Origin of the sequence: Bradyrhizobium oropedii (assembly GCF_020889685.1) — a bacterium.
GTDB classification, from domain to species: domain Bacteria; phylum Pseudomonadota; class Alphaproteobacteria; order Rhizobiales; family Xanthobacteraceae; genus Bradyrhizobium; species Bradyrhizobium oropedii.
The window spans coordinates 1-22818 of the sequence record NZ_JACMYO010000137.1 but is presented as its reverse complement, the minus strand read 5'-3'; the positions used below and the strand labels follow the sequence as shown (position 1 = coordinate 22818).

At 62.8% G+C, this 22818-nt stretch carries 20 protein-coding genes and 2 pseudogenes; 7 read left to right on the top strand and 15 right to left on the bottom strand.

Features of this window, described 5'->3' with window-relative positions; all coding sequences use genetic code 11:
- Positions 1 to 751 (top strand): DnaB-like helicase C-terminal domain-containing protein (locus H8A95_RS30320; RefSeq protein ID WP_229168284.1); only part of this gene is annotated, 751 nt, incomplete at its 5' end.
- Positions 752 to 861: 110 nt separating this feature from the next.
- Here H8A95_RS30320 and H8A95_RS30315 read toward each other — a convergent pair.
- Positions 862 to 1449, bottom strand: a complete 588-nt coding sequence (locus H8A95_RS30315) for a hypothetical protein (RefSeq protein ID WP_229168283.1) — start codon at positions 1447 to 1449, stop codon at positions 862 to 864.
- A gap of 544 nt (positions 1450 to 1993) precedes the next feature.
- Positions 1994 to 2119 (bottom strand): annotated as a pseudogene (locus H8A95_RS44550) (DUF7673 family protein); the annotation flags it as partial.
- Positions 2120 to 2166: 47 nt separating this feature from the next.
- On the opposite strand from H8A95_RS44550, the gene H8A95_RS44545 reads away from it, so the two are divergent.
- Positions 2167 to 2520, top strand: coding sequence for a hypothetical protein (locus tag H8A95_RS44545; protein ID WP_376711699.1), 354 nt, complete (start codon positions 2167 to 2169; stop codon positions 2518 to 2520).
- Between the two features lie 2 nt (positions 2521 to 2522).
- On the opposite strand, the gene H8A95_RS30305 is transcribed toward H8A95_RS44545, so the two are convergent.
- Both H8A95_RS30305 and H8A95_RS30300 read right to left on the bottom strand, forming a co-directional pair.
- Complete coding sequence (locus H8A95_RS30305) at positions 2523 to 3410, bottom strand: DUF7007 domain-containing protein (RefSeq protein ID WP_229168285.1); 888 nt, start codon at positions 3408 to 3410, stop codon at positions 2523 to 2525.
- A 126-nt stretch (positions 3411 to 3536) separates the two neighbouring features.
- Positions 3537 to 5216, bottom strand: coding sequence for a ParB/RepB/Spo0J family partition protein (locus tag H8A95_RS30300; RefSeq protein WP_229168282.1), 1680 nt, complete (start codon positions 5214 to 5216; stop codon positions 3537 to 3539).
- A gap of 294 nt (positions 5217 to 5510) precedes the next feature.
- On the opposite strand from H8A95_RS30300, the gene H8A95_RS30295 reads away from it, so the two are divergent.
- Complete coding sequence (locus H8A95_RS30295; protein WP_229168281.1) at positions 5511 to 5696, top strand: hypothetical protein; 186 nt, start codon at positions 5511 to 5513, stop codon at positions 5694 to 5696.
- A gap of 230 nt (positions 5697 to 5926) precedes the next feature.
- Here H8A95_RS30295 and H8A95_RS30290 read toward each other — a convergent pair whose 3' ends face one another.
- The 3 genes from H8A95_RS30290 to H8A95_RS30280 form a co-directional block, all read right to left on the bottom strand.
- The gene (locus H8A95_RS30290) at positions 5927 to 11038 is read right to left on the bottom strand and encodes a helicase-related protein (RefSeq protein ID WP_229168280.1); all 5112 of its coding nucleotides are present in this window, start codon (positions 11036 to 11038) and stop codon (positions 5927 to 5929) included.
- A 94-nt stretch (positions 11039 to 11132) separates the two neighbouring features.
- Positions 11133 to 11531 carry a DUF3085 domain-containing protein gene (locus H8A95_RS30285; RefSeq protein WP_229168279.1) on the bottom strand — a complete coding sequence of 133 codons (399 nt, stop codon included), beginning with the start codon at positions 11529 to 11531 and terminating at the stop codon, positions 11133 to 11135.
- An 11-nt stretch (positions 11532 to 11542) separates the two neighbouring features.
- Positions 11543 to 12145 (bottom strand): DUF1419 domain-containing protein, encoded by a 603-nt coding sequence (locus H8A95_RS30280; RefSeq protein WP_229168278.1) that lies wholly within the window; start codon positions 12143 to 12145, stop codon positions 11543 to 11545.
- Between the two features lie 745 nt (positions 12146 to 12890).
- Here H8A95_RS30280 and H8A95_RS30275 point away from each other — a divergent pair.
- Positions 12891 to 13079: a hypothetical protein gene (locus H8A95_RS30275; protein WP_229168277.1), complete on the top strand. Its 189-nt coding sequence runs from the start codon at positions 12891 to 12893 to the stop codon at positions 13077 to 13079.
- 45 nt (positions 13080 to 13124) lie between these two features.
- Here H8A95_RS30275 and H8A95_RS30270 read toward each other — a convergent pair whose 3' ends face one another.
- From H8A95_RS30270 to H8A95_RS30255, 4 genes are all read right to left on the bottom strand, one after another.
- Complete coding sequence (locus tag H8A95_RS30270; protein ID WP_229168276.1) at positions 13125 to 13307, bottom strand: hypothetical protein; 183 nt, start codon at positions 13305 to 13307, stop codon at positions 13125 to 13127.
- Positions 13308 to 13863: 556 nt separating this feature from the next.
- On the bottom strand, positions 13864 to 14148 hold the full coding sequence (locus tag H8A95_RS30265; RefSeq protein WP_229168275.1) for a hypothetical protein: 285 nt from the start codon (positions 14146 to 14148) through the stop codon (positions 13864 to 13866).
- 34 nt (positions 14149 to 14182) lie between these two features.
- Positions 14183 to 15070 (bottom strand): DUF3991 and toprim domain-containing protein, encoded by an 888-nt coding sequence (locus H8A95_RS30260; protein WP_229168274.1) that lies wholly within the window; start codon positions 15068 to 15070, stop codon positions 14183 to 14185.
- 226 nt (positions 15071 to 15296) lie between these two features.
- Complete coding sequence (locus H8A95_RS30255) at positions 15297 to 15479, bottom strand: hypothetical protein (protein WP_229168273.1); 183 nt, start codon at positions 15477 to 15479, stop codon at positions 15297 to 15299.
- Between the two features lie 858 nt (positions 15480 to 16337).
- On the opposite strand from H8A95_RS30255, the gene H8A95_RS30250 reads away from it, so the two are divergent.
- From H8A95_RS30250 to H8A95_RS30240, 3 genes are all read left to right on the top strand, one after another.
- On the top strand, positions 16338 to 17165 hold the full coding sequence (locus H8A95_RS30250) for a type IV toxin-antitoxin system AbiEi family antitoxin domain-containing protein (protein WP_229168272.1): 828 nt from the start codon (positions 16338 to 16340) through the stop codon (positions 17163 to 17165).
- A gap of 7 nt (positions 17166 to 17172) precedes the next feature.
- Positions 17173 to 18072, top strand: coding sequence for a nucleotidyl transferase AbiEii/AbiGii toxin family protein (locus H8A95_RS30245; RefSeq protein ID WP_229168271.1), 900 nt, complete (start codon positions 17173 to 17175; stop codon positions 18070 to 18072).
- Between the two features lie 290 nt (positions 18073 to 18362).
- Entirely contained in the window at positions 18363 to 19058 is a 696-nt protein-coding gene (locus tag H8A95_RS30240; RefSeq protein WP_229168270.1) for a DUF6088 family protein, read from the top strand.
- Between the two features lie 104 nt (positions 19059 to 19162).
- Here H8A95_RS30240 and H8A95_RS30235 read toward each other — a convergent pair whose 3' ends face one another.
- The 4 genes and pseudogenes from H8A95_RS30235 to H8A95_RS30220 all read right to left on the bottom strand — a co-directional run bounded on the left by H8A95_RS30235 (position 19163) and on the right by H8A95_RS30220 (position 22555).
- The gene (locus H8A95_RS30235; RefSeq protein WP_229168269.1) at positions 19163 to 19975 is read right to left on the bottom strand and encodes a hypothetical protein; all 813 of its coding nucleotides are present in this window, start codon (positions 19973 to 19975) and stop codon (positions 19163 to 19165) included.
- A gap of 286 nt (positions 19976 to 20261) precedes the next feature.
- A pseudogene (locus tag H8A95_RS30230) lies at positions 20262 to 20423 on the bottom strand (TrbI/VirB10 family protein); the annotation flags it as partial.
- A 332-nt stretch (positions 20424 to 20755) separates the two neighbouring features.
- Complete coding sequence (locus tag H8A95_RS30225; protein WP_229168268.1) at positions 20756 to 21286, bottom strand: copper chaperone PCu(A)C; 531 nt, start codon at positions 21284 to 21286, stop codon at positions 20756 to 20758.
- 435 nt (positions 21287 to 21721) lie between these two features.
- A complete protein-coding gene (locus H8A95_RS30220) occupies positions 21722 to 22555 on the bottom strand; it encodes a c-type cytochrome (protein ID WP_229186511.1) in 834 nt (277 codons plus the stop codon).
- Between the last annotated feature and the right edge of the window lie 263 nt (positions 22556 to 22818).

The window sequence follows — 22818 nt, the reverse complement described above, 5'->3', positions numbered from 1 at the left end:
TTCATATCAGCCTGCGGCGGCAGACGACGGCTCCCGGAAGGCTGCTGCCGGCGGGATCGTGGCGTTTTTCTCGCTTGAGATGTCGTCGGAGCAACTCGCCACGCGCGTCATATCCGAGCAAGCGGAGGTATCGTCATCGAGCATTCGCCGCGGCGGCATCGATGAACGACAGTTCGAGCGGCTTGTCGACCGCCGCAACGCGATGCGGCGCACCCCGCTCTATATCGACCAGACTGGCGGCTTGAGCATTGGCCAGGTGGCGGCGCGCGCAAGGCGTTTAAAGCGGCAGCGCGGGCTCGATCTGATCGTGATCGACTATCTTCAACTGATGCAAGGCCGGACACAGCGCGCTACGCAGAATCGTGTCCAGGAGCTCACCGAGATCACGACGGGCCTGAAGGCGCTGGCCAAGGAGCTCAACGTACCTATCATCGCACTCTCGCAACTCTCCCGTCTGGTCGAGAACCGGGAGGAGAAGCGGCCGCAGCTGTCGGACCTGCGAGAATCGGGTTCGATCGAGCAGGATGCGGACGTCGTGCTGTTCGTGTTTCGTGAGGAGTATTACCTGAAGAACAAAGAGCCGAGGCTGGGCACTGAAGAGCATCTGACATGGGAGGCCGATCTTGCGGCGGCACACGGCAAGGCGGAGATCATTATCGGCAAACAGCGTCACGGGCCCACAGGCACGGTGATGTTGTCGTTCCAGGGCGAGTTCACGCGCTTCGCCGATCTGGCGGAGGATCGGGACTGAACAATTCGGCGCAAGAGAGCGCGAGATAACAAAGGCCGCTCGTTGGGAGCGGCCTTTGTCGTGTCGGCGACGAGAGATAATTGGCGGGGCCGAAGCCCCGCCTGCGGCGGTCAGCCGAACGCTGCCATCTGGAGCGTGGCCGCTTTGCGGTCGATGGTCTGACCGGGGTTCTCGACCGGGCGTTCGAACGGCTTCCAGGCCTCGCCGACGACCTGCGCGTAGGCTGCAATGGCGCCTTCGGCCGCCATTCGCAGCGCGTGCGACTGCAGCGCCATGTCGGCGGCGAATTCCCTCTTACGCTGCGCGGTGCTGTCGAAGCCGACCGGACCATCGAGGTCCTCGTCGCGGGCGTCGTTGGCGGCCTTGGCCGTAGCGTCCCGGGCTTCCGTCACCGCGCGGGAATAGAACTGGCCGGCCCCATGTGCGGAGCCGACATAGGCGCCGACGATGCGCTGAAGATGGATCTGCATCGCCCGCTCGCCGAGGCCTCCGTTGAGGGCATCGGCGGTCTCGACGATCAGGCGCTCGTGGAGATGGCGGATGCCATCGCTGTCGAGGATGGGAAGGCCGAAGCTCTCGGAGATGAGGGTGGCCTGGGTGGCGTCCGGGCAGGCGAGCCGGACCATTTCGAGATTGGCGCTCTTGCGGAGCTGGACGACCTTGGCGGGCTGGCGGGGAGTGCGAGCGGTCTTGGTCATGGGAACATCCTTTCCTTCGGTTCTCCCAGAAGGCTTGGGCCGGCTCCTGCCGGTCCTCCCTTCGGGTGCGATCGGAAAAAACCGGCGGGATAACGGGCGCTTCCGGGTCCGGGGCCGCCAGATCGAGCGGAGCGGGTTTGCGCGCCAGCAGGGCCTTCAGGCCCTCGCGCAGCAAGCGGACCCGTTTTGCCAAGATCGGCGGTGATCCGGCCGCAACGCGGCGCGACAGCGGCCTGGAAGTGACCGGCCGCCGGTTTACGAGCGCAACAAACCCGAGGGGAGATCCGGCGAACCGGAACGATGAAGCGGAGAACAGGAGGTAGGGACCTCCATGACTTGGCGCGATCCCATTCGTCGACCCAGGTCGAGAGCGACGCGCGCGGCCACCTCGATGGACCTTTGCCCAGACCTCCGGCCGCCAGAGCTTGGTTCGCGATCTCGGCGCGGTAGGCTTTTGGACATTCCCGACTAGAACTTCGACGAGACCACCGATGATGGTCGCCATGTCGCGGGCGATATCATGATCCACGGCGAAGATGTCGGACAGGTCGAATCCGCCGAGGCTCCAGGTACCCCCCAAGATGAAGTTCGCGACATGGCGCAACCGGCCGGTGTCGCGCCTCGCGATGTGGAGCAGGCGTTCGAAGGCTGCGCGTGTGGCGTCTTCCATGGTCGCACTGCCTATGGCCCGCGCGATCGCAGCACAAGGCAGCCGCGATGGCACAGGTCGACAGCATGTCCGCACAAATCATCGAGCGGGTCAGTGGAAAGTCCGCTACGTGTGCAGAACGCCGCGATGACCGCATCCTGCCGCGCGAGCTTGCGGGACAGTGCGTCGATCTCTGGCTGGCGTTCCGCCGTGATTGCCGAAAGATGCGCGCGATATCGCTCGAGGAAGGCACTCGGGTCCGGCGCCATGCCCCACCGATAACTGGCGCTTGTCGGCTACAGCTGCGGGATCAGCGCCGTCATCCGCCGCGTGATCTGGCAGTCGATCAAGTCGAGCTGGCGCTGAATCTGCCGCCGCGCCTCCTGTATGCGGTGAAGGGGCGCCAGCCGATCCGAGGATGAGCTCATGTTGCGCTCCCGGCCTGCCAGCCGACGAAGTCCGATGGCCCGCCATAGACCTGGTGCCGGTTCGGGTCGATCACGAAGCCAAAGCGTCTGACCTCATATTCGGCGGATGGAACCAGGAAGCACCGCTCCTCCGTTCCAGCTCCGCGCCTGCCGCCGGGCGTCGCAACGCACTCCACGAAGCCTTCGCAGTGAGTTGAGGTGACCGCCGAGATCACGATCCAGTCGTTGGCATGTGCCAACTCGAAACTGCGACGATCCTTCTCGTAGGACTCTCCCGGTGCGAGCACGGTGCCGAAGATCGTCTCCCAGGCATCCGGCCATGAATCCTTGATCGTGCGTTCGGCGCAGCAGCGCTCGAACGTGGTGAAGAGATGCGGAAAGGTGATTGCGACGATCGCCCATTCGCAATCCTCCTCATACCAGCCGCCCGTCGATCGCAGCGAGGGATGGACCTTGCGGTTTTCCTCGGCCGAGAGCTTGAAGCCTCCATGTCCGGCCGTCGAGTGTTGTTCAACGCCTTCGGCATAGACGGTTGCGCCCTGCGAGGCTCCCCAAGGCGTGTGGGCATGCGAATACACCTCGAAGCGGCCAAGCATCTTGCGCTCGCGCTGATGCTTGGCGTTTTCGAGCACGGCGGCGCGGAATGCCGTCTCGTCGGCGAGCTCGCCGGAATGGCCGTAGAAATCGCTACGCTTCCATTCGTCCATTGGTCGAGGAATACGCCAGGCTGTGACGAGATGATGCCGGCCGTCGCGGCCGGGCGCCATCGCGAAAGCCGTTTCGCCGACAAGTGCGACGAGAAGGGCGTCAGCGCCGCGGCCGAAAGCGACTTCAGGAAATTCAGGCACGGTTTGGTTCTGGCGTGTGGGAGATGACGCATTCATGCTGCGGTCCTGTTCCTCGGTGACATGCGCGGACATCGTGTCCTCCGGTTTTTCGGATGTGTGGAAACAGAACCGCCGCCGGCTTGGCCGGCGGCGGCAGATGGTTCGGAACAAGGTGGCCGGCTGTTATTCAGCCGCCTCCCTGAACGCCTCGGCGTCATCCCGGGCCGTGTCATCGGCGATGCCCGCGGTTTCCTCATCCACCTCTTCGGCATCGTCCGGAACGGTCGTGCTTGACATCAGCCATTCGGAAAGCTTCGTCGGGTCCGGTGCGAAGAGCGCCGCGGCGTGGACGAAGCGGCCGTCCTTGAAGTGCTCGGCGAGCGCGTCGCGGGTGTCCTTTGCGCGCTGGCGCGGCAGGACCGGGGTGTCCTTGCACGATGCCTCGAGCGCGGGGCGCGACAGGCACGAGAGAAAGTCCTCGCTGCCCATGTTAGGCAAGAACTCGTCCGCGCCGATCGTCGCGCCGGCAATACGGGCAACGATGCCGCTGTTGGTGGCGTTCTCGCGGCACGAGAACACGTCGATGAGCATGGCGCGCGCTGCAGCCCGCAGCGTGTCCATATCGATGGCGAGCTTGCCGTCGCTGTCGAGCAGCACCACCGCGTGCTTCGCGAGGCGACTATGGCCGTTATGGAAACCGACGCTTCCCGTCGTGGCGGAGACGTTCTGGCCGGCGAAGGCAAGGATCAGCAGCGCCATCAGCGTATCGTCCTCGATCGGTGCGCGGCCGAGCGCTTCGCGCAGCGCGTCCGTCCGGTAGTCGCCGATCATCTCGACGCCCTTGCGCGTCACATCGGGACGAGGCTTCGAGACTACGCCGACATCGTCCGGAGCGCTGTCCGAGCCCGGCGCAGCCTTGCCCTTGGGCTTCTTCGCTTCGGGCATACGATAATGCACCGTCTGCACGCGACCCTCGCGGTCGAGATATAGAGCGGTGCAATCCGACTTCGCCGGCTTGCCGTGGACCCGTTCGGCCTTCGGTGGCAGCTTCACCTCTCCCCAGTTCGTGGTCTCAGCGATGACACCCTTCTTCGGCAGGTTGTTCGCCATCCATTCATGCTGCGCGCCGAGAAAGGCCTCGACGTCAGTGGTGTAGCGGCTGTCCTCGTCGGCCGGAGCAAACAGGTCCTCGACCCACTGGATTCCGTAAGCCTGCGCGAGATCGTCACCGAAGCTGGCGTGCCGTGCATGCATGCGCGTCTTCTGGAGGCCTTGCGCGACGCTCCACCAGGACACCTGCGGGTCCGCTTTCGACGGCTTGTGCTTCTTCCAGACCTCCTTCTGCTCGTCGAGCGAGGCCGCGGCGATGGTGCGCAGCTGCTGCTCGTTCGGCATGTCGCCCTTGGCCATGTGGTCGAGCATGGCGGGCAGTACATTCGCGAGCAGGCGCAGCTTCCTGATCTGGCGCACGGGAAGCGCAAGCGCGACGCCAATCGCTTCCTCGGTCCAGCCAAGCGCCACGAGACGCTCGATCGCGCGCCACTGGTCGACCGGATTGAGCGGCTCGAAGGCGATATTCTCGACTATCGAGCGCATGGCGCCATTGTCGTTTGCCGCCTCGTCGACGATGACGTCGATTTCCTCAAGGCCGGCCGCAATCGCTTGCTTCACGCGGCGATGCCCAGCATTGATGATGTAGGCGTTGCCGCCGCCAGCCTCTGGCGTGATAACGGGCGGCTGCACGATGCCGACAGCCTTGATCGTCGCCAGCAGCAGCGCGTCGGCCTGCGGCGTGGATTTTGTCTGACGCAGGCGGTCGGGGTTCTCCTTCAGCGCGCGCGGATCGATCTTGATGAGACGCATGGGAATGCTCCTTTTTGGGGTTGCGGGCCGGCTCGGCCGGCCTTTCTCGTCTTCTTTCCGAAGACATCCCCTGGCCCCGCGGAGCGGACGGGCCGGTGCAACTGCCGCCGAGCATCCCTGCCCGGCCGGACCAGCAGGGCCAAAGCCCTGCGCAGGACGGAGGGCCGGGATCGCGCAGGTGGCGGTTGAGCTTCAGCGCCAGCGGCCCGCCCGGTCTGCGAGCGGGCTTTTCCTCTTCTTCTTCTCTCACGACCCGCGGGTTCTCTTTTCAGGCCATCTCCTGCATAGTGCGGCATGGCCAAAACAAAAGTGACCTTCAAAGCCGTCCGCATTTCAGACAGCGACTGGAAAATACTTGCGGATTACCCGGGCAGCGAACAGCGCGAAATCACAGGGTTCACCAGCAAGGCAGATGCCGACGACTGGATGAACGGAGACCGCAAGATCGCGTGGCTCCGCTCTCAGGGTTACGCCAAGTGACGCGGTAGCTCTTCAACGCGTCATTGAGTGTCACGGTAATGCTTCTCGGCTTCTGGTTCCTGCCGCCGTGCTTCCTTGATTTTGGGGGCATGCCTCGCGTTGCTAGGACAACTTCGATCGCCCTGAAATTGGCGGCGGCCCTCTCATACAATCTCCCGCTGTTGTCAGCCGCGGGCTATGCTTTGCGCCGAAGACGGCCAATGGGCACAAGCCGACAGAGGGGTGCTGCTCTAAGCCGCGATCGCGCCCGCCTCGCCTGCCCCTTCGATGTCCGAGGCGAGCGCCTTCTCGATCTCGACGAGTTGCCGGCGCTTCTCCGCGAGCTCGTCGGCGAAGGCAAAGGCGCCGCCTTCGCGGGACTGATAGGACGCAAGGCGCCGTCGCGCATCGGCGAGACGCTGACGAAAGCGTTCCCGTTCCCCCTCGAAATCATCGAGCGCGTGCTCCAGGCGGGAGACTGCGCCAAGCGGCGTCACCGTGACCGGCAGCTCGATCTCGTATTCGGCGGCGGTCCGCAACAGCATGGTGGTGTAGCGATAGCCGTCGCGTCCGAAGCGCTCGCCCGCATATTCAAGGTCGAAGCCGCCGATCGAAGCGATGACGCTCTCGCCCTCCTGCTGAAGCTGGACGAGGGTCAAAATCTCCTTCATCAGCGCGCGGCCGGCCTCCTTGCGTTCGGTATAGGACCTGCCATTCATGCTCATCGCAAAGGCCTCGCCCGTCGTCGGCACAAGGCGTTCGATGTCCTGTCGGATCTCCGCGATGCGCCGGGTCGAGAACTCGATCTCGCGCTCGGCGTCGCGCATCTGACGGCGCACGGCATGCTGATCATCGACATGAGCGGCGCGCAACCGCTCCAGCCGTGCGATATCGGCCTCTAACCCTGCCTTCTGCATCAGGCGCTGGTCGCCGGAGGCGATCGCCTTGGCCATGGCGAACTGGTTCGCCTGACCTTCGCCCAGGTCCTCGAGCCGCCGTATCGAGGTATCGCCCGAGAGCGCGGCCGCGATGAAGCGGGCCTTGCGCTCATTGTTCTGCCACATGGTCGCATCGAGCGAGCCCTCGGTCGCATAGGCGAACACATCGACCTCGTCGTGCTGATTGCCTTGCCGCACGATGCGGCCCTCGCGCTGCTCGATCTGAGACGGCAACCAGGGCACATCGAGATGATGCAGGGCCTTGAGGCGCAACTGCGCATTGACCCCGGTGCCCATCGTGTCGGAGGAACCGATCAGGAAGCGAACCTTACCGGCGCGCACATCGCCGAACAGGCGCTGCTTGGCCTCGGACTTCTTGTGGTCCTGCATGAAGGCGATCTCCGATGCCGGCACGCCCATTCGGATGAGCTCATCGCGAATCCATCGATAGGCCGAGAAGCCGCGGCTCTTCTCGACGCTGATCGTGCCGAGATCGGAGAAGATCATCTGCGCGGCGCCGGGCAGCTCGAACGGCTTGGCGTCCGGGCGCACGTAGCTGTTCTCAGCCGTCTCCTTCCAGATCCGGAAGGCGTTCGCGATGAGATTGTTGAGCTTGTTCTCCGCCTCGTTGTCATTGTCGGTATCGACAAGCCGCAAATCGATCGCGGCGTGGCGACCATCGGTGATGACGGAAAGCAGGATGTCATCGCCGGGCTCCGGCGGCCGATCGCGCATCTCGATCGCCTTGATGCGCTCGTCGAGCAGGCCCTGGTAGCGCCTGAAGGCAGCCGTCGGTTTGGACGTCAGAATCTCGCGCCGGCCGGTCGAGATCGTCGGCACCTTCACAAATTGGCGCAGGTCGTCCGGCATCACCACGTCCGCAAAGGAGCGGAACATCGCGATCAGCTCCGGCACGTTGACGAAGCTGGCGAAGCGCGTCACCGGCTTGTATTTGCCGGAGGGCTGAAGCTCGAGCTCCGTCGAGACATCGCCAAAAGTCGACGCCCAGGCGTCGAACTCATGCAGGCCCCGTTGCGCCAGCGCCTCGTGCCCGAGGTAGCGCTGCACCGAGAACATCTCGCCGAGGGTGTTGGTGATCGGCGTGCCGGAGGCGAGCACCAACGCCCGGCCGGGGTTCTTCGTCTCGAGGAAGCGCGACTTCACATAAAGGTCCCAGGCGCGCTGCGAGCCGTTCGGATCGACCCCCTTCAAGGTGCTCATATTGGTCGCGAAAGAGAGCTTCCTGAACTCCTGCGCCTCGTCGACGATGATTTGGTCAACGCCGATCTCGGAGATGGTCAGAAGGTCGTCCTTGCGGGTCGACAGCGATTCCAGCCGCTCCTTCAGGCCCTCTTTCAACCGTTCGAGGCGCTTGCGCGAGACGCGGTCGTCGCTCTCGACCTTCGTGAGCAGGGTTTCGTAGAGCTCCAGCTCATCCTGGATCATCTGCTGCTCGAACGCCGAGGGTACGGCGATGAAACGGAACGCCGAATGCGTGATGACGATCGCGTCCCATGTCGCCGTCGCCGCACGCGACAGGAAACGTTGCCGCTTGTCCTTGCTAAAATTGGTCTCGTCGGCGACGAGAATGCGCGCCGCCGGGTACAGCGCCAGGAACTCGCGCGCCGCCTGCGCCAGGCAATGGCCGGGCACCACCAGCATGGCCTTGGCGATCAGGCCAAGCCGCCGCTGCTCCATGATCGCGGCCGCCATGGTCATGGTCTTGCCGGCGCCAACCGCGTGGGCGAGATAGGTCGAGCCGGCCGAGACGATCCGCCAGATGCCGCGCTTCTGGTGGCCATAAAGAGAAAAGGCGCCAGAGGCGCCCGGGAGCTTCAGATGGGAGCCGTCGAAGGCTCGCGGCGCGATATTGTTGAAGCGGTCGTTGTAGACCCGCGCCAGCCGGTCGGTGCGATCAGGGTCGGACCAGATCCAGCGCTGGAAGGCATCCTTGATCTTTTGCAGCTTCGTCTTCGCCGCCTCGGTATCGATGACATTGAGCACGCGCCGTTCGCTCATCTCCTCCTTGATGGTGTCGAAGATCTGCGGCACCCGGCTGTTCAGCGCATCGGCGAGCAGCTCCCCGGCATGCCGGCGATCCGTGCCCCATTCCGACGTCCCGGCCGCCACCCATCCGAGCTGACGCGCCTCCACGGTCCAGGAGGCCAGTTCGGGCATATGATGGATCTTGATGTCGGCGTCCATCGTCTCCTTGACGAAGGCGACGATATCGGCGGCCGGAATCCAGGGCGCGCCGAGCCGCGCGGTGATATCGGAGGGGCGCAAATCGACCGGCTGTACAGCCTGCAGCGCAGTAACGTTGCGCTCGTAGGATGGATCGAGCGCCGCAGCGGCCTCGGCCGTCTTCAGCTTGTCGCGGACGTGGCCCGACAGATAAGCGTCCGCCGTCTGCCACGATCCGTCCGCCGGATCGCGAAAGATGGCGCTGCCGAGTTCGGCGACAACGTCCTGGGCGCCACGATGCAAGAGCTCTGCGATGTGCTCGACGTCGACCCGGCCACGCTCGTTGAGTACGACGGCCAGCGCGTCCGCCGCGCTGGTGATCACCGGCGGCGCCGGCGGCGAAATCACGCGCTCGGTGAAGATCGGGCCGGGCTTCGCTGTATTGGTCTCGAGGTCATAGTCCTCGATGGAAGCGACCAGCCAGCAATCGGGATCGTCGAGGAAGGGCTGGATGTTGGGGCGGCGATGCGTCTCCCGCACTTCGCCGGTCTCCTCGTCTTCCGTCATGGCGACAGTGGTGAAGTTGATCGGGCCGAAGTCGCGCGCGAAGTTCGACCAGGCGATGCGCAGCCTGACCTGGGCCTCCTTCCAGGGCCGGTCGAACTCCTGCGCCTTCAATACCTCACGCACCGCATCGCGGATCGGGATCAGCTTCCTGACGATGCGGACATGCTTCTCCGGGATGCCGTCGGCACTACGGCCCTTGCGGGCATTTACGGCGACGGACTGGCCGTCGAGAACCTGCATCAGGCCGTGGGCCTTGTCGAAGAAATAGCTGCCCTCACGCACATGCCGATCGGATGGCAGGTCGACGAGGGCCGGATCGCCAGCGTCCTCCAGGTCGGGATCGGGATCGATCACGTCGGGCTCGCCGTCGTAGATTGCTTGAGGAAGGAGAGCGATGACGGCCGAGAGCGCGACGTCGAGATCCTCGCCATCACGGGGACGGCATGTGTAGGTCTCGCCGAAGGGACCGGAGGCGAGACCGTGCGTGCCGAGCACTGACTGCGGATGGTCAGCAAACCAGCGGTTCACCCGGATGGTGCCTTCATCCTCCGTCGCAGGCCGGACTTCGTCGACATCGAGCCAGGACCGGTCGCCTTCCGGATCTCCGATCTTGCGCTTCCGGAAGAACAGCATGTCGACGACGACATCCGTGCCGGCGCTGGCACGGAAGCTGCCCTCGGGCAGCCGAATGGCGGCGACCAGGTCAGCGGTCTTGGCAATATGCCCCCGCGCCGAGACGTCCGCCTTGTCCATCGTGCCGGAGCTGGTCACAAAGGCTGCAAGCGCGCCGGGCTTCAGCAAGTCGATGGATCGCGCGATGAAGTAGTCATGCAGGCGAAGGCCCATCGACCTATACGCACGGTCCGAGCGCACAATGCGGTCGGAGAACGGGGGATTGCCGATGGCGAGGTCGAAGCTCGCCGGCAGCTCCGTGCGCGCGAAATCGCCGGCGATGATGCGCGCGCGCGGCTGCAACAGGCGCACGACGCGTGCCGTGACCGGATCGAGCTCGATCCCGGTGACATGCGAGATGTCACGAAGCCCTTCCGGCATCAGCGCCGGAAACAGCCCTGTGCCGATGCCGGGCTCGAGGACGCGGCCGCCGCGCCAGCCCAGGCGCTGCAGTCCCGCCCAGATCGCGCGTACGATGAACTCCGGCGTGAAATGCGCATACTGGGTGCAGCGCGCGAGCGAGGCATGGTCGAGATCGCCGACCGCATCCTCAAGGTCCGATCCGATCGCCTCCCACCCCTTGCGAAACTCGGTCTCGCCAGGACGCCGGAAGACGGTGTTGGCGAGCTCGGACGCGCCGAATCCGGTGAAGCGGATCAGCTGCTCCTGCTCCTCAGGCGTAGCCGGTCGCTCCTCGGCTTCGATCCCGGCGGCGAGCCGGATCGCGGTGATGTTGTCGCGGGCGCGATCCTTCCAGCCCCTCGCCAGGGCGCGGTCGCCGGCGAGAAGAAAATTCGCGCCGCGCGTGCGGCCAGCAGATGACACAGAAACTGGGACCGCCGCCAGCCCCGTCGCGGGAGCCGGCGTCGATGGATCGGGATCGTCGTCATCGTCGGGCTCGAAGGTCGAACCGCCGGCGAAAGCGGTAACGCCGAGGCCGAGGCCGGACGACAGCGCTGTATTGCCGAAAAGGTCGAGCGTGAAGGGATCGTCTTGCGACATCGAAATTTCTCCTTGTGATGAGGGCACGTGCCGTCGTCGCGCCGAGCTGCCTCGGCGGGTGCGGATGGTCACGGTGGATTGGGGATGGGAGGCGCTAGCGCACGATGAGCGACAGCGAGATGTCGGTCTCGCTCAGCTGCACCCGCAGATGCGTGTAGCGAAAATCACGATTGATGAGAGGGATGAGCCGCTCGGCCTCGATGAACTCGATGCCGTCATCGCCGCCGAAATGGCGGCGCTTGTAGTCGAACCAGTCCGGATTGCCGATCGGATGGCATTCCTCGGAATAGACCACAAGCGGGCGAGCGCCATCGCTGAGCTTGCCGTTCGACATGATGTAGACGCCGTTGTCACCGACGAGCCAGAGTCCAGGCTTCTCGCCCTCACCGGGCTTTTGGCCGTAATAGGGATTGCGGAACCCGTCATTGGCGGCGGCGTCGGATTTTCCGCGATCGATAACCGTGCGGACGGCGGGGATGGGGAATGTGAACATCACCACCTCCCTCACGCCGCGATCGCGTCAGGCACGTAGCGCAGATGCACCGGCAGCTTCGCGGCGATCTCCGCGTCGGTCAGCTGGTCGAGCGGCTTCAGCACGGTGCCGTGCTCGCCGCCGTAGAGCAGCACCGTGCGCTCGCCGCGCAGATGCTCGGCCCAGCGGTCTCCGGCATAGCCACGATAATCGTCATGCGTGCTCGACCAGATATGCTCGAGCCGCTCCTCGCGCGTCATTGCCTCGGCGGGACGCGCTTCCCGTTCGATGATCGCGGCGCGCATCCGATCCGGCGAGCCCTTGTCGCTAAGATCGCAATAGCCGTGGAAGTAGCGCGGTTGGCCGTCGATCCTCAGCGCGAAGAAAACGCCGGTGATGCTGCCGGCGAGGAATTCGCGCAACGCGAACATCTCAGCCTTTATCCAGAGCGGCGGCAGGATCTCGAGCATATGGTCGTGGTCGGCCTGGCCGATTTCGAACCATTCGCCGCAATAAAGCACGCTGTCGTCGTTCTCGGAGCGGTTCGGCCGCTGCGCGTGGCGATCGAACATGCGGAACATCTGCCGGCGGTCGGCAATGCCCTGATAGACCTTGCGGATCGGAGAGAGGGTCATGAGCGGGCTCCTTTCAGCCTCGTCGGGCTGAAGCGCGGCTCATCCTTCCGATTCCGCCATCGTCTTCAGCCCTTCCTGACCCCTCCCCCGTGGCCGCCTCTCCGACCGGCCGGGTCAAGGGCCGCGGCACGCGGGCGAAGCTTCACCCTTGACGCGGCCGGCGGGCATGCGGCAGTCGGGTTTTCCTTTCCCTCCTCTCCATCTTCATCTGGTTGCCGGGATGTACCTGTTCGTCCCAATCCTCGGCGGCAGGCCGTTGCCGTCGACATGCGCCGCCCACATGCTGCCGTGCGTTCCTTCGCAATTCGTCATTACCGGATCACGGCACGGATAATGTCCGGCCGAAGCTTGGATCACCTGATCAGTTCATCTACCGCTCGACCCCATCCATATCCACTGGCGAGAAACCGCCTGCCTTGTCACCCTCCGCTCCAAGCCGATCCTGCGCGGTCCATTTCCTGGATCATCTCGACCCAGGTCCTTGAACTGGCTTGATGGGCCGATGTGTCGGTCGATCAGGCGTCGAAGTTCTTGCCCGAAGACCACGTTCAGCTCCCATCAGCACACTTGACGCGAAGCGCCTGCGGTGAATCGTGATTGTCAACGCGGCAATTTGCAGGTCACGTTTGCGGAACGCGAGTCGCAGGCTGGTCATTACCAGCCCGTGTGATATGTGGGCGGCGGCGGCCTTGGCCAAAGCTCAGACACTTCGAGGCCGCTCTTTCGTCCATTCATTAGGGATTCTATGCCAAACTCCAAACAGAAGAAGCCACTCATCCGGCGGGAATACACCAAGGATGATCTGAAGGCGCTCAAGGCTCACTCGAAGGCCAGGACGCCGATCGCCAAGATCTCGAAGCAGATGAAGCGTACGGTGCCGGCGCTTCGGGCCAAGGCCCACCAGCTCGGCATCGGGCTCGGCCACCAGCGCTGAGCCCACGGCAGCAGGGAGTGGCTGAAGATCGGCACGAAGCGCTGGCTACAATTCGCAGGCGTCGACCTCCTCGTCCGGGAACTTCTCGGACTCGAGGTCGAGCCTATCCTTCGCCTCTTCCAGCTCTCCGGTGATCAGAACGTAGTCTTCGAACGTGCTCGACGAGCTGATGTGCTTTTCGATCAGCCGCCGCAGCTCGACCCTGAACTGATGTTTACCGAAGGTCATTCGTCCCCTCCGTACCGTCCAACGCCGGGCCTGGTCCTTTAACAGCGCGAAACGCTCGTCTCCGGTTGGCGTGGACGGAAGCCGATCACCACCCACCATATGGCAAGACCGATGATCAAGAGCACCAGCGGCGGCGCAATCACGATCGCAATCGTGGTCTGTCTACGGGTGGTGACCTCTTCCCTGCCGCTTGTCTGGCCTTTTCTCGCAGCCTGTTGAAAAGTGGCAAACGATTCCCCAAACGATTTGCCGGAGAATGGACAAAACCGGTTAAGGAGTGGAGTCCTTGGAAGCAATCCGATCACAGCCATTTTGGGCCTATTGCACCGACTGGACAAGCCCACCGCGTCCGAAACAACCGTAGCGGGCGAATTTAGAGGTCCAGCCTCCGGTGTCTCCGAAAGCGCCTATCGAACTGCGGACGTGAGCAGGCGCATCCTCGCGATCGATGGTGCGCCAAGCCCACCAGCGCCTCTCCTGCAGGAGCGGATAGCCAGAGAAGTCTGGGACGGGTGAAAGACCGCACGCGCAGGGATTTCGTCATGTATCGCTCTTTTCAATGGCTTAGGCGATATTCGTACAGCGTCGGTTCGCCGTAAATAAAGGTGACTTCGCAGCGCTCGATATAGCGCTTGCACTCACCGCGTTTGCCCATCCGGACGTAGAAGCGGCCGCCTTTTTCCATGCGCCGAACGAAGTGCCTGCTACGGTTTCCGCGGAAAACGTCGCCGCTGTGCACCATGACCCTGTTGTGAAAGTGGATGTGCTTGTCCACCAGTGGGTGGTCCAAGCCCATCGTCACCGTCCGCAGAGCCTTCGCAAGCTCGTCCAGTTCAACCATCGGCGTCCTCATACAACCGAATTTGCCGGATACCCTATTTTTGCAGCTGGTCATTCCAGTCCTCCGTCGCCGGCCGCAGGCGGTCATAGTCGCAGCCCACCTCCTGCGCGATGGCCGCGAGCCGATCGGCATAGACCTCTCCCTGCCGATTGTTATCGGTCGCCGCAACGAGCCGCGCGCCCGGCCGCGCGCTCAGCGCTCGAATGGCGGCGACTGTCGCCGGCGCCCAGCCGCCACCGGTGCTCAGATAAAGAGTATCCGGCCGCTGGGCTTCGATCGCCGGCAGGCTCATGGCGTCGATCGCGGCCTCGGTGATGCAGAGCCGGGTCGCGTTCGTCGGTCCGAAACGGAACAGCACCTTGCCGCCGCCGCTGGCGAAGCCGCGCCATTGCGGACCGCGCTTCTCCCAGCCTGTGACTACGCCGTCATTGTCGAGATGCGCCGCCCACATGCTGCCGTGAGGGCCTTCGCGCAAACGATCATGCCGAATCGCAGTGTGGATGATGGCTTCCGGAATGCCACGCTCGTCGCGCAGATAGCACCATGTCAGTGAACCTCGCCAAGGCTTGCGCCGCACGCGCCAGCGATCCGCAGCAGTAAGATCAGGATCGTGCGCGCGGGATTCTCGTGTCCAGACGGGCTCCGCCGGCACAAATCCGACGAGGTCGGAGACTCGCTGCAGCACCTCGGGAAACGCGATGCCATCGAGATGCTCCAGCAGCGAGAAGACGTCGCCTCTGGCGTCGGACAGTGCGTCGAACCAGCCCCTTCCCTGATGGATCACGATGATGATGTCGCTGCCGCGACGATATTTGACGGCTTTGCGCGTGCTCTCCTTCAGATCGATCGCAAATCCGGCCTTCTCGAGCACGGCGGCGCAAGCCACGCGATTCTTCAGCTCTTCGATGTCCTTCTTTTCCATCTCCGCTTCCCGGCGCACCGCCGCGCCGGACCTTTCCCGCTTGAATTTCTTATCTCCCGCGGCTTGCGGGACCACTCGCCCCTGCCGCGAAGAGCGAAGGGGGCAAGGGCGCGGCTGGCAATTGATGAATTATGCGGGGCACTCGGCGTCATCGCGTCGGCCAGCCGCGGCGCAGCTTCCCTTGCCGCCGCCCGCTCGCAAGCGGCACACAAGGGAAAAACCCGGCTCAATGAGCCGGGCCGGGCTGGTAGGGATCGTATTCATGAACAACCGTGACATCGGCATCGTCGAGTTCGTCGCTCGGCATCACGCCGTATGCGCCGTCGACCTTGAAGAGCGTGACGGGGACCATCAGGGTGCGAGCGAGTTCGAAGGCATTGGACTGGGCGAGGGAAAGATTGTGCGACATTTGAGGGCTCCATCGTGAGCGAGGCCGATCCCCGCTCGATGGCGTCCGTCAGTGTCCTCAACCGGCCGCGATCACCGCGCAGCCGAAGGCGCAGCGGCGGCATGCTCGCATAGCCGACCCCTTGCGGGTTGATCGTGGAAGGCCGGGCGGAGGACCAGGAAAGCCATCCGTGGAGAGCGGGGTCGGGCTTGCTGCAAAATGGTCAGTGCCCTTCCGCGCGCTTTTTCCCCGGCCGCGAATTCAGTGGCGTCGTGCTCGGCTGTTAGTCCCGCAACACGGATCAGGTCAAAGCGAGGAAATGCGTTAGCGGCGGCAAGTGATATCGGCGCTGCCGTTCAATTCGCCGTCGCGGTGGGCATCCGTTCGGCGCCAGAAGCAGTAAGCGGCAACGATCGTCACCCGAAGGGCGGAGACGCTTCGCGGCTCCGGCCGCAAGCCCATGCTTGCGGGTAGAGCGTGACCGACCGGCAGGGAGGGGCCGCCAGCAATACTTTCGCGCCTGGGCCTTCATCCCTCGGCATTGGCATGCTGACGGGGTGCTGTCGGGAGACAATGAGAGCTATCGGACGCTACTGACCAAAGTTTGGATACAAATTTCAGCCAGAGCCGCGACTGGAGGCCCTGACGGCCTTCACTCGCTTCCCATCAAGGGGGTCCCGCAACGAGGCCCCAGCGCAGGAACGGACGGGAGAAAACCCGTCAGGCGCTTCGGCCCAGCCAATAGCCCGGCCGAAGGGAACGCATTTCGGCCTGTCTCGCTTTGGAACGAATCTATTACGTCCGCTTTGAATTGACAAATATGACGATATATAAAGTCCCGACTCGCCTTTACTTTGAACTTATGCCATAATGTCCAGCATGAATGGACAAAAAGAGACAAAACTAAAGTTGCTCCTGCAGACGGTTCCGCCGGGTTTCCTCGTGGATACGGGCTGGATGAGCCGTCATGCCATCTCGCGGCAGTCCGTCTCCGGCTACGTCAAACAGGGCTGGCTCGAACCCGTGATGACGGGCCTGTACCGCCGTCCATTCATGCCGGATACGCCTCCAGAAGCGGCCATCGGATGGAAGATCCCTCTGCTCTCGGCCCTCTGGCTCATGCGGCACAGATTTCATGTCGGCGGGGCCAGTGCTCTCTCCCTGCGGGGCCATACGCACTATCTTTCGTTCGGCGGTGAATTCTCGCTCTATCTTTATGGCGCCGACGTTCCGGCATGGCTGTCAAAACTGCACACCGACGCACGCGTGGTGGTCAGGAGCAACGCCCTGTTTGGGGATGAAGCCGTCGGCATCGAAAATTTCGATTTCAGCCTCTCGAATGACGATGACCCGGGGCTTGTGCAGAACCCGTGGCGCTGGCCGATACCGATGTCGTCCCCCGAACGTGCAATCCTCGAGATGCTCGACGAGCTCCCGAAGGGCGAGAGCTTCCACACGATCGACATGGCGTTCGAAAGCCTCGCCAATCTGCGCCCGAAACTGCTGACGACGCTGCTGGCCCAGTGCCGAAGCGTGAAAACCAAGCGCCTCTTCTTCGTCTATGCCGACAAGCACAACCATGCCTGGCGCAGGCACATCGACAGCTCGGCGGTCGATCTCGGCAAGGGCGACCGGGCGTTGAGCCCAGGCGGCCGGCTCCATCCCGTGTACCGCGTCACAATTCCAAACGATCTCATGCGCGCGTGAGCAATATATGCGGCAGGTCGAACTGCTGGTGCGGACCCTTCCCTTCATCGCCCGTCACGACGCCTTCGCGCTCAAGGGTGGGACGGCGATCAATCTCTTCTACCGGGACATGCCGCGATTGTCGGTCGACATCGATCTCGTCTATCTCCCGATCGAGGATCGCGAGACGACGTTGAAAGGCATCGACGCGACGCTCGAGCGCATTCGCGAGGATCTGCAGCGCGGTCTCCGCGGCGTCACAGTCCAGAGGATTGCGGGCGGCGGCAACAACGATACGCGGGTACTCGTCCGGCAAGGCAACGCCGAGATCAAGATCGAGACGTCGCCGGTCGCGCGAGGAACGGTCCACGCGCCGGAGACGCTGCGTGTCAGTCAGTCGGTCGAAGAGGCCTTCGGTTTCGCGGAGATGAAGGTCGTCTCGTTCGAGGATCTGTTCGGCGGAAAGCTGCATGCGGCGGTTGACCGCCAACATCCGCGCGATCTGTTTGACGTGAAGCTGCTCTACGAGAACGAAGGTCTGACTGACGCGCTGTTTCGCACGTTCCTCATTTACGTCGCCAGCTCCGGCAGGCCGCCGCACGAACTGGTCAAGCCTTCCTTGGCGATGCTCGACGAGGCATTTGTGAAGGAGTTCGAAGGGATGACAATCGAAGCCGTCAGCCTGGATGAATTGAAGGCGTCGAGACTGAAGCTGACGACCGATCTCCTCGCCCGGCTCGACGAGAAGGCGATGCGCTTCTTGCTGTCGTTGCATGATGGCGAGCCGGACTTCGAGGCAATCGGCCTGCCTCAGGCCGCAAAGCTCCCGGCCGTTCGCTGGAAGCTGCTCAACATCGCGAAGCTGAAGGAGCAGAACCCGGCGAAACATGCAGAACAGCGGCGAGAGATCGAGGGCATACTCTCATAGCCTCGCATCCATTCGCGTAGCGCAGCAGCGCTCGCGCCGTATGCGAATTCATACCGGAAATGTCCATTTTTTAATATGATATAAAGCGCTGAGGCCAGCCGCCCTTTGCTGCCGGGATTGGTGACTTCATCCGCATCACCAAATCTGCCTTTGCCAAACGTATGCAGGTCAGCCGGGCGCAGCTTGACCGCCTCCTGAACCCCGACAAGATTCAGCCGTCGTCTGTCCGAAAAATGTAGCAAATTTCGGATGTCCTTGCCTGTGACTGAAATTTACGTCACACTTCGGACATGGCTGATCAACCGACCACGGATCTCCGGCCGCGGCTCACTGCCCGGATCAACGAGACGCCGACCGAAGTGTGGACACCCAGCGATTTCGTCGACCTCGGCAGCCGCGCCGCCATCGACAAAACGCTGCAGCGCCTCGACGCGGCTGGCGAGTTACGCCGTATCGCCCGCGGGCTCTACGATCGGCCGCGAAAGAGCAAGCTCACAGGCAAACTGACGGTTCCCGACCCTCGCGCCGTCATCAGGGCTGTCGCGCGCCGCGATCAGGTGCGCGTCGTGGTCGACGGAATGACGGCTGCGAACGATCTTGGCCTCACCACGGCAGTGCCGGCGCGCATCGAGGTTCTCGTCGACGCTCGCCTGAAGCCGATCAAACTGGGAGGGCAGGTCATCCATTTCAAGTCGGCGGCGGCGAGCCGTCTCTTTTGGGCGGGACGTCCAGGCATGCGTGTCGTCCAGGCGCTATATTGGATGCAAGACCTGATGGAGGGGGACAACGGCCGACAGGCGATAAAGAACGGCCTCAACAGGCTGTTCAAGATTCCGCAGCATGGGAAGAAGATGCGTCACGATCTTCGCGCAGGTCTTTCAGCGATGCCGATTTGGATGCAGGATTTCCTCAGGCCCTTGCTCGTCGATGGAAGAGATCGAGAGCGCCCTGAACAGGGGGCGACAATAGGCTCAAGGCATGGCTGAAGCTCCAGAGAATATTGCAGCACGATTGCCCGATCCCGCCACGATCGAGGCGGTTCTTGCGCGCCTTCCCGCCGGCGCTGATGAACGGGCACTGGCGGCCGCGCTCACAGAAGCGTTTCCGGGATTTCCGTTTTCGACGGCAAACATCGACGGCGCAGTTGGAGCGATGCGGAGAAGGCGCGGATCGTGGCCGAGAGCGCCGCGCGGCACACAGTGCAAATACGAGCCGGACCAAGCATCGCTACTGGCGTCACAGCGGTGGCCGCCACCCACACTTTAGTAGCCGTCGGGTTCGCACTTTGGGCCGGGCGCAATGCACGATTTGCCGTGTCCGCGAGTTGACCGATCGATGAACGAGAGTACACAGCAAGCTGTGGTCCCACGAACGCGTGCTCGGAGACGAACCAACTAGTTCGTCCGCGGTTGACAGGCCGCGAAGCATTCTTGCGAAACGCTTCGCCCATGCTCACCACATGCGCGCTCCTCGTCTGGCAAACGATCTCCAGTCTCCCCATCGTCTTCTGGAGTGCTGTTCGCGGCCTGTCTGGATGCTGCTGCGAGAGCACAAGGCCGTGCGTGGCGGCTGGCGCTCGTCCTCGTGCTGCTCGCGCTGCTGGCCGGACTTGATAGATGCGCACGATCATCTTGGTGGAATCAGCGCTGAAAAAATGTTTGGTGCCGGAACCGTCGACGAGAAACCATTCGTTGGCGCGCTGCGGTCGGTGGAAGGCCAACGGGATGATCGCTTCCTGCCCGGCGGAGAGCAGGAAGCGGCCTCGTTCGTCGCCGCGGATTTGATTGGCCGTGCGCAGCGTCAGAGGCAGGACGATATTGGGCGGGAGAGTCCCGCTAAACTCGATCATTTCGATAAGGCAGCGCTCAAGATCGGTCTTGCCGATATTCTTAACCGCAAGCATACAGACTGGGACGTAATCGCCAAGCCTGCGCGATTTGGCTTGCGACGAAGATAGCTGGCGGTAGTCATATGCGACGGCCCCCTGGGACTTTGGCCCCTCCAACACGCCCCTCCGGGCGAAACGGAGAAGGGCTGCATCCAAGGGTGGCTCGGTATTGATGTATTGATAAAAGCCTTTAAGCGTGCGCTGGCGACCAGCGGGCCTGTCGTGAGCAAGGCACGATTTGAAGCGGTCATGCTGGCGGCGGAACGATCTGGCCTTCTGAGTGAAAAAGACAGCCGCATGTCTGGCCGGGCAGATCGGACCCGATGCCCGTGATGAGCGCAACTGGGATCACCGCGCCAGCCTGCACGACATCAGACGAGACCTTGGCCTCGAGCCGGTCCGGACTGGCCGTGCGCTTGTCCGAAGAGGCGTTGAGGAAGGCCGTCTTGCGGTCCTGCATGTTCTAGGCGACGGCCCGCTCGTCAGCACCTGGACACCAAGTGCAAGACCGCCCGTTGGAGGAGCAAACGTCTATAGAGTTTCTTGTTGGTGGTCTTCCGGAAAATCCCGCAATCGGGTGCAAGTTGAGCTGACTGCACTTCAGCTTCGAATTGCCCTGCCTCAAGCTGGGTATAGGATGATCCCATCCCACCATCCCTTCAGCATGGCTGCTTGATCGCTTGATCGTGAATGTTTCCAGATCTTGGGCGTTCCCAAATACCTATCACGCTCATGGTTCGATCTCCCACACCCCTGCCTCAGACGGCGTCCATGCTTCGCCCTTCTCCTGACACCTTAGTGCTGAGTGTGATGATGGATTGGCGTATCATCCTCTTCAGCCAAGCCCGCCGGCTCGATCGTGAATTCGATTTCTATGGTGCCGGCCTTTTCGAATTCCAACGTCCCTTCGACCATCTCTCCTTCCTTTAGTGCGCCGTGAAGTCCTTCGAACAGGATCCGCGCGCTACCGGGTTGAAGACGAACGAAACCACCAGGTTCTATTTGGAAGCCGTGCTCATGGGTGGCGAACTTGGCTGGCCGCGCGCCTGCATCGGCTTCCTGCAAGATCCCCTTCTCGCCCGAAAGCGACGCCCCGAGCAACCGATCTGGCCCTGTGCCCCTGTTCTGAATTTCGATCACATAAGCCGTCGTCGTGGTGTTGGTCGTATCCTTTGCAGCCACCCAGGGATGCTGGATCAGTAGTGTTCCGACCTCCAACTCATGGCTGACGGCGGTACTGCTAAAAAAAGCCAGGACGGCAACACCGGCTATCGGCGAAAGCAATGCCCTTGCACTCGCCATCAACATCGTGGGTTTCCAAGGCATCATGGCCTCCTCTGCAATCCGCGTTTTAGCGCTTACCACTTTATGTTCGCGGGAAAGGTGTCAGCGAACGTTTCCCGCAATTTCCGCTTTTGGAGGTGGGCTCAACTCGGCTGGATCAAGATCATTCCGCTGAATGCCGGCAGCGCCAGCGACGATCACTCGGGGGCTGATACGGGACGGCGAGACGAGATGCTCTTCTGCCACCGATCCCCCATCCGAGTGCCGCAAAAGAGCTACCGCCTGCTTGTCGACGCAGACTCTGCTCGCTACGATGATCATGGCTCGTCCCGGCCAGCGATCTTGCTGGCACCAGACCTGTCGCCGCGACAAATGATCGATTGGAACTCGCGAGGGGCACTGCGCTCGGCGAGAGCATTGATCGCGAGTGCGATCAGCGGGAGCCAGACAGCAATGAGGGCAAGAGCGGCCCGGACGCTAATGGTCATGAACGCCTCTCTTATTGATCTCCGGTTCGGCTTGGAGCTGCGTAATTGCGTCGACCAGTTGCGAAGGCGATGCCAATCCCTCCGTCTCGTCCGAACGCCAGCGTGCGCGCACGAATCCGAATCTGTCGATAAGAAACTCGATTATCGCTGGAGGCGAATCGTTGTCATCGAAGCCGGGATTCGCCATTGTGCGCCGATAGAGATTCCACGCAGCGGCAATGCGATGGTCCATGTCGAGCACGATGCAGGGATTTCCTGACTCACCTGGAGATGGGAACTCCTCGGAGGGAGACGGCATCACCGCGAGGATCATTCCGCCTGCTTGCTCGATGGCGCGCGCGTGTTGCGTCAACTGATCCAGGCGCTGCGTTCGGATGCCATCTCGGAAGATCAGCACAAGTTTTGAGCGCCCGTCGCTCCTGTCGTTCAACTTCTCTCTCGGGCCAACGCCGCGGCACGTCGGAAAGTCGATCGCGTGAAGCCACGGCTGCCCCGCCGATATTTCGGGACCAAGAACTCTTGCTTCATAGCCCAGCGATAGAGCCATCACGTATTCGACCACTCGCCACCTGTCCAAGTCCGACAGACTTTCGGCAAAGCCCGGCATCGCCGAGGATGGGAAGCCATGGCTCACCCACCAGTACATGTCTCCCATCGTATGGTCTCTCGTGTGCGGAGCAGTGAAATCGGCGGGCGGCGGCTTCAAATCCTTTGCCAACGGACCGTCTCCCCTACCCCTCAGGCCGTGGCAAGCTACGCAATGAGCAGCGAATACGTCCTGCCCCCGGGCAATCGCTTCGGCGTCATACGGTACCGGAACCATTGAGTAGGTCGAAGGATACGCGGGGACTGATAACCCGGGCAGCGCGACAGCCCCTGCGACGCCAGGTCCAGCAACAGCCGCGATCGTCGCCCACCGCCATCTTCCCATACGGCCGAGCTCACATGCGGCAATACTCCCAATCAACAGAGCAATGCAGCCCCCAATGGCCAGAACTTTACTTCCCGGTACCGTCGCCCAAGCGACGGCCGGATCCAGACGGAACGAAAGCGGCCAGACTATCTCGACGTGTCTCGATGGAATGG

Excerpts from the sequence above, each read along its gene's own strand:
- H8A95_RS30240 (WP_229168270.1), top strand. The coding sequence starts at position 18,363 with ATGGCTGATCAACCGACCACGGATCTCCGGCCGCGGCTCACTGCCCGG.
- H8A95_RS30260 (WP_229168274.1), bottom strand. The coding sequence starts at position 15,070 with ATGGAAAAGAAGGACATCGAAGAGCTGAAGAATCGCGTGGCTTGCGCC.
- H8A95_RS30225 (WP_229168268.1), bottom strand. The coding sequence starts at position 21,286 with ATGCCTTGGAAACCCACGATGTTGATGGCGAGTGCAAGGGCATTGCTT.
- H8A95_RS30245 (WP_229168271.1), top strand. The coding sequence starts at position 17,173 with ATGCGGCAGGTCGAACTGCTGGTGCGGACCCTTCCCTTCATCGCCCGT.
- H8A95_RS30290 (WP_229168280.1), bottom strand. The coding sequence starts at position 11,038 with ATGTCGCAAGACGATCCCTTCACGCTCGACCTTTTCGGCAATACAGCG.
- H8A95_RS30235 (WP_229168269.1), bottom strand. The coding sequence starts at position 19,975 with ATGCTTGCGGTTAAGAATATCGGCAAGACCGATCTTGAGCGCTGCCTT.
- H8A95_RS30295 (WP_229168281.1), top strand. The coding sequence starts at position 5,511 with ATGGCCAAAACAAAAGTGACCTTCAAAGCCGTCCGCATTTCAGACAGC.
- H8A95_RS30255 (WP_229168273.1), bottom strand. The coding sequence starts at position 15,479 with ATGTCGCACAATCTTTCCCTCGCCCAGTCCAATGCCTTCGAACTCGCT.
- H8A95_RS30275 (WP_229168277.1), top strand. The coding sequence starts at position 12,891 with ATGCCAAACTCCAAACAGAAGAAGCCACTCATCCGGCGGGAATACACC.
- H8A95_RS30220 (WP_229186511.1), bottom strand. The coding sequence starts at position 22,555 with ATGGTTCCGGTACCGTATGACGCCGAAGCGATTGCCCGGGGGCAGGAC.
- H8A95_RS30305 (WP_229168285.1), bottom strand. The coding sequence starts at position 3,410 with ATGAATGCGTCATCTCCCACACGCCAGAACCAAACCGTGCCTGAATTT.
- H8A95_RS30280 (WP_229168278.1), bottom strand. The coding sequence starts at position 12,145 with ATGACCCTCTCTCCGATCCGCAAGGTCTATCAGGGCATTGCCGACCGC.
- H8A95_RS30300 (WP_229168282.1), bottom strand. The coding sequence starts at position 5,216 with ATGCGTCTCATCAAGATCGATCCGCGCGCGCTGAAGGAGAACCCCGAC.
- H8A95_RS30285 (WP_229168279.1), bottom strand. The coding sequence starts at position 11,531 with ATGTTCACATTCCCCATCCCCGCCGTCCGCACGGTTATCGATCGCGGA.
- H8A95_RS30315 (WP_229168283.1), bottom strand. The coding sequence starts at position 1,449 with ATGACCAAGACCGCTCGCACTCCCCGCCAGCCCGCCAAGGTCGTCCAG.
- H8A95_RS44545 (WP_376711699.1), top strand. The coding sequence starts at position 2,167 with ATGGCACAGGTCGACAGCATGTCCGCACAAATCATCGAGCGGGTCAGT.
- H8A95_RS30250 (WP_229168272.1), top strand. The coding sequence starts at position 16,338 with ATGAATGGACAAAAAGAGACAAAACTAAAGTTGCTCCTGCAGACGGTT.
- H8A95_RS30270 (WP_229168276.1), bottom strand. The coding sequence starts at position 13,307 with ATGACCTTCGGTAAACATCAGTTCAGGGTCGAGCTGCGGCGGCTGATC.
- H8A95_RS30265 (WP_229168275.1), bottom strand. The coding sequence starts at position 14,148 with ATGGTTGAACTGGACGAGCTTGCGAAGGCTCTGCGGACGGTGACGATG.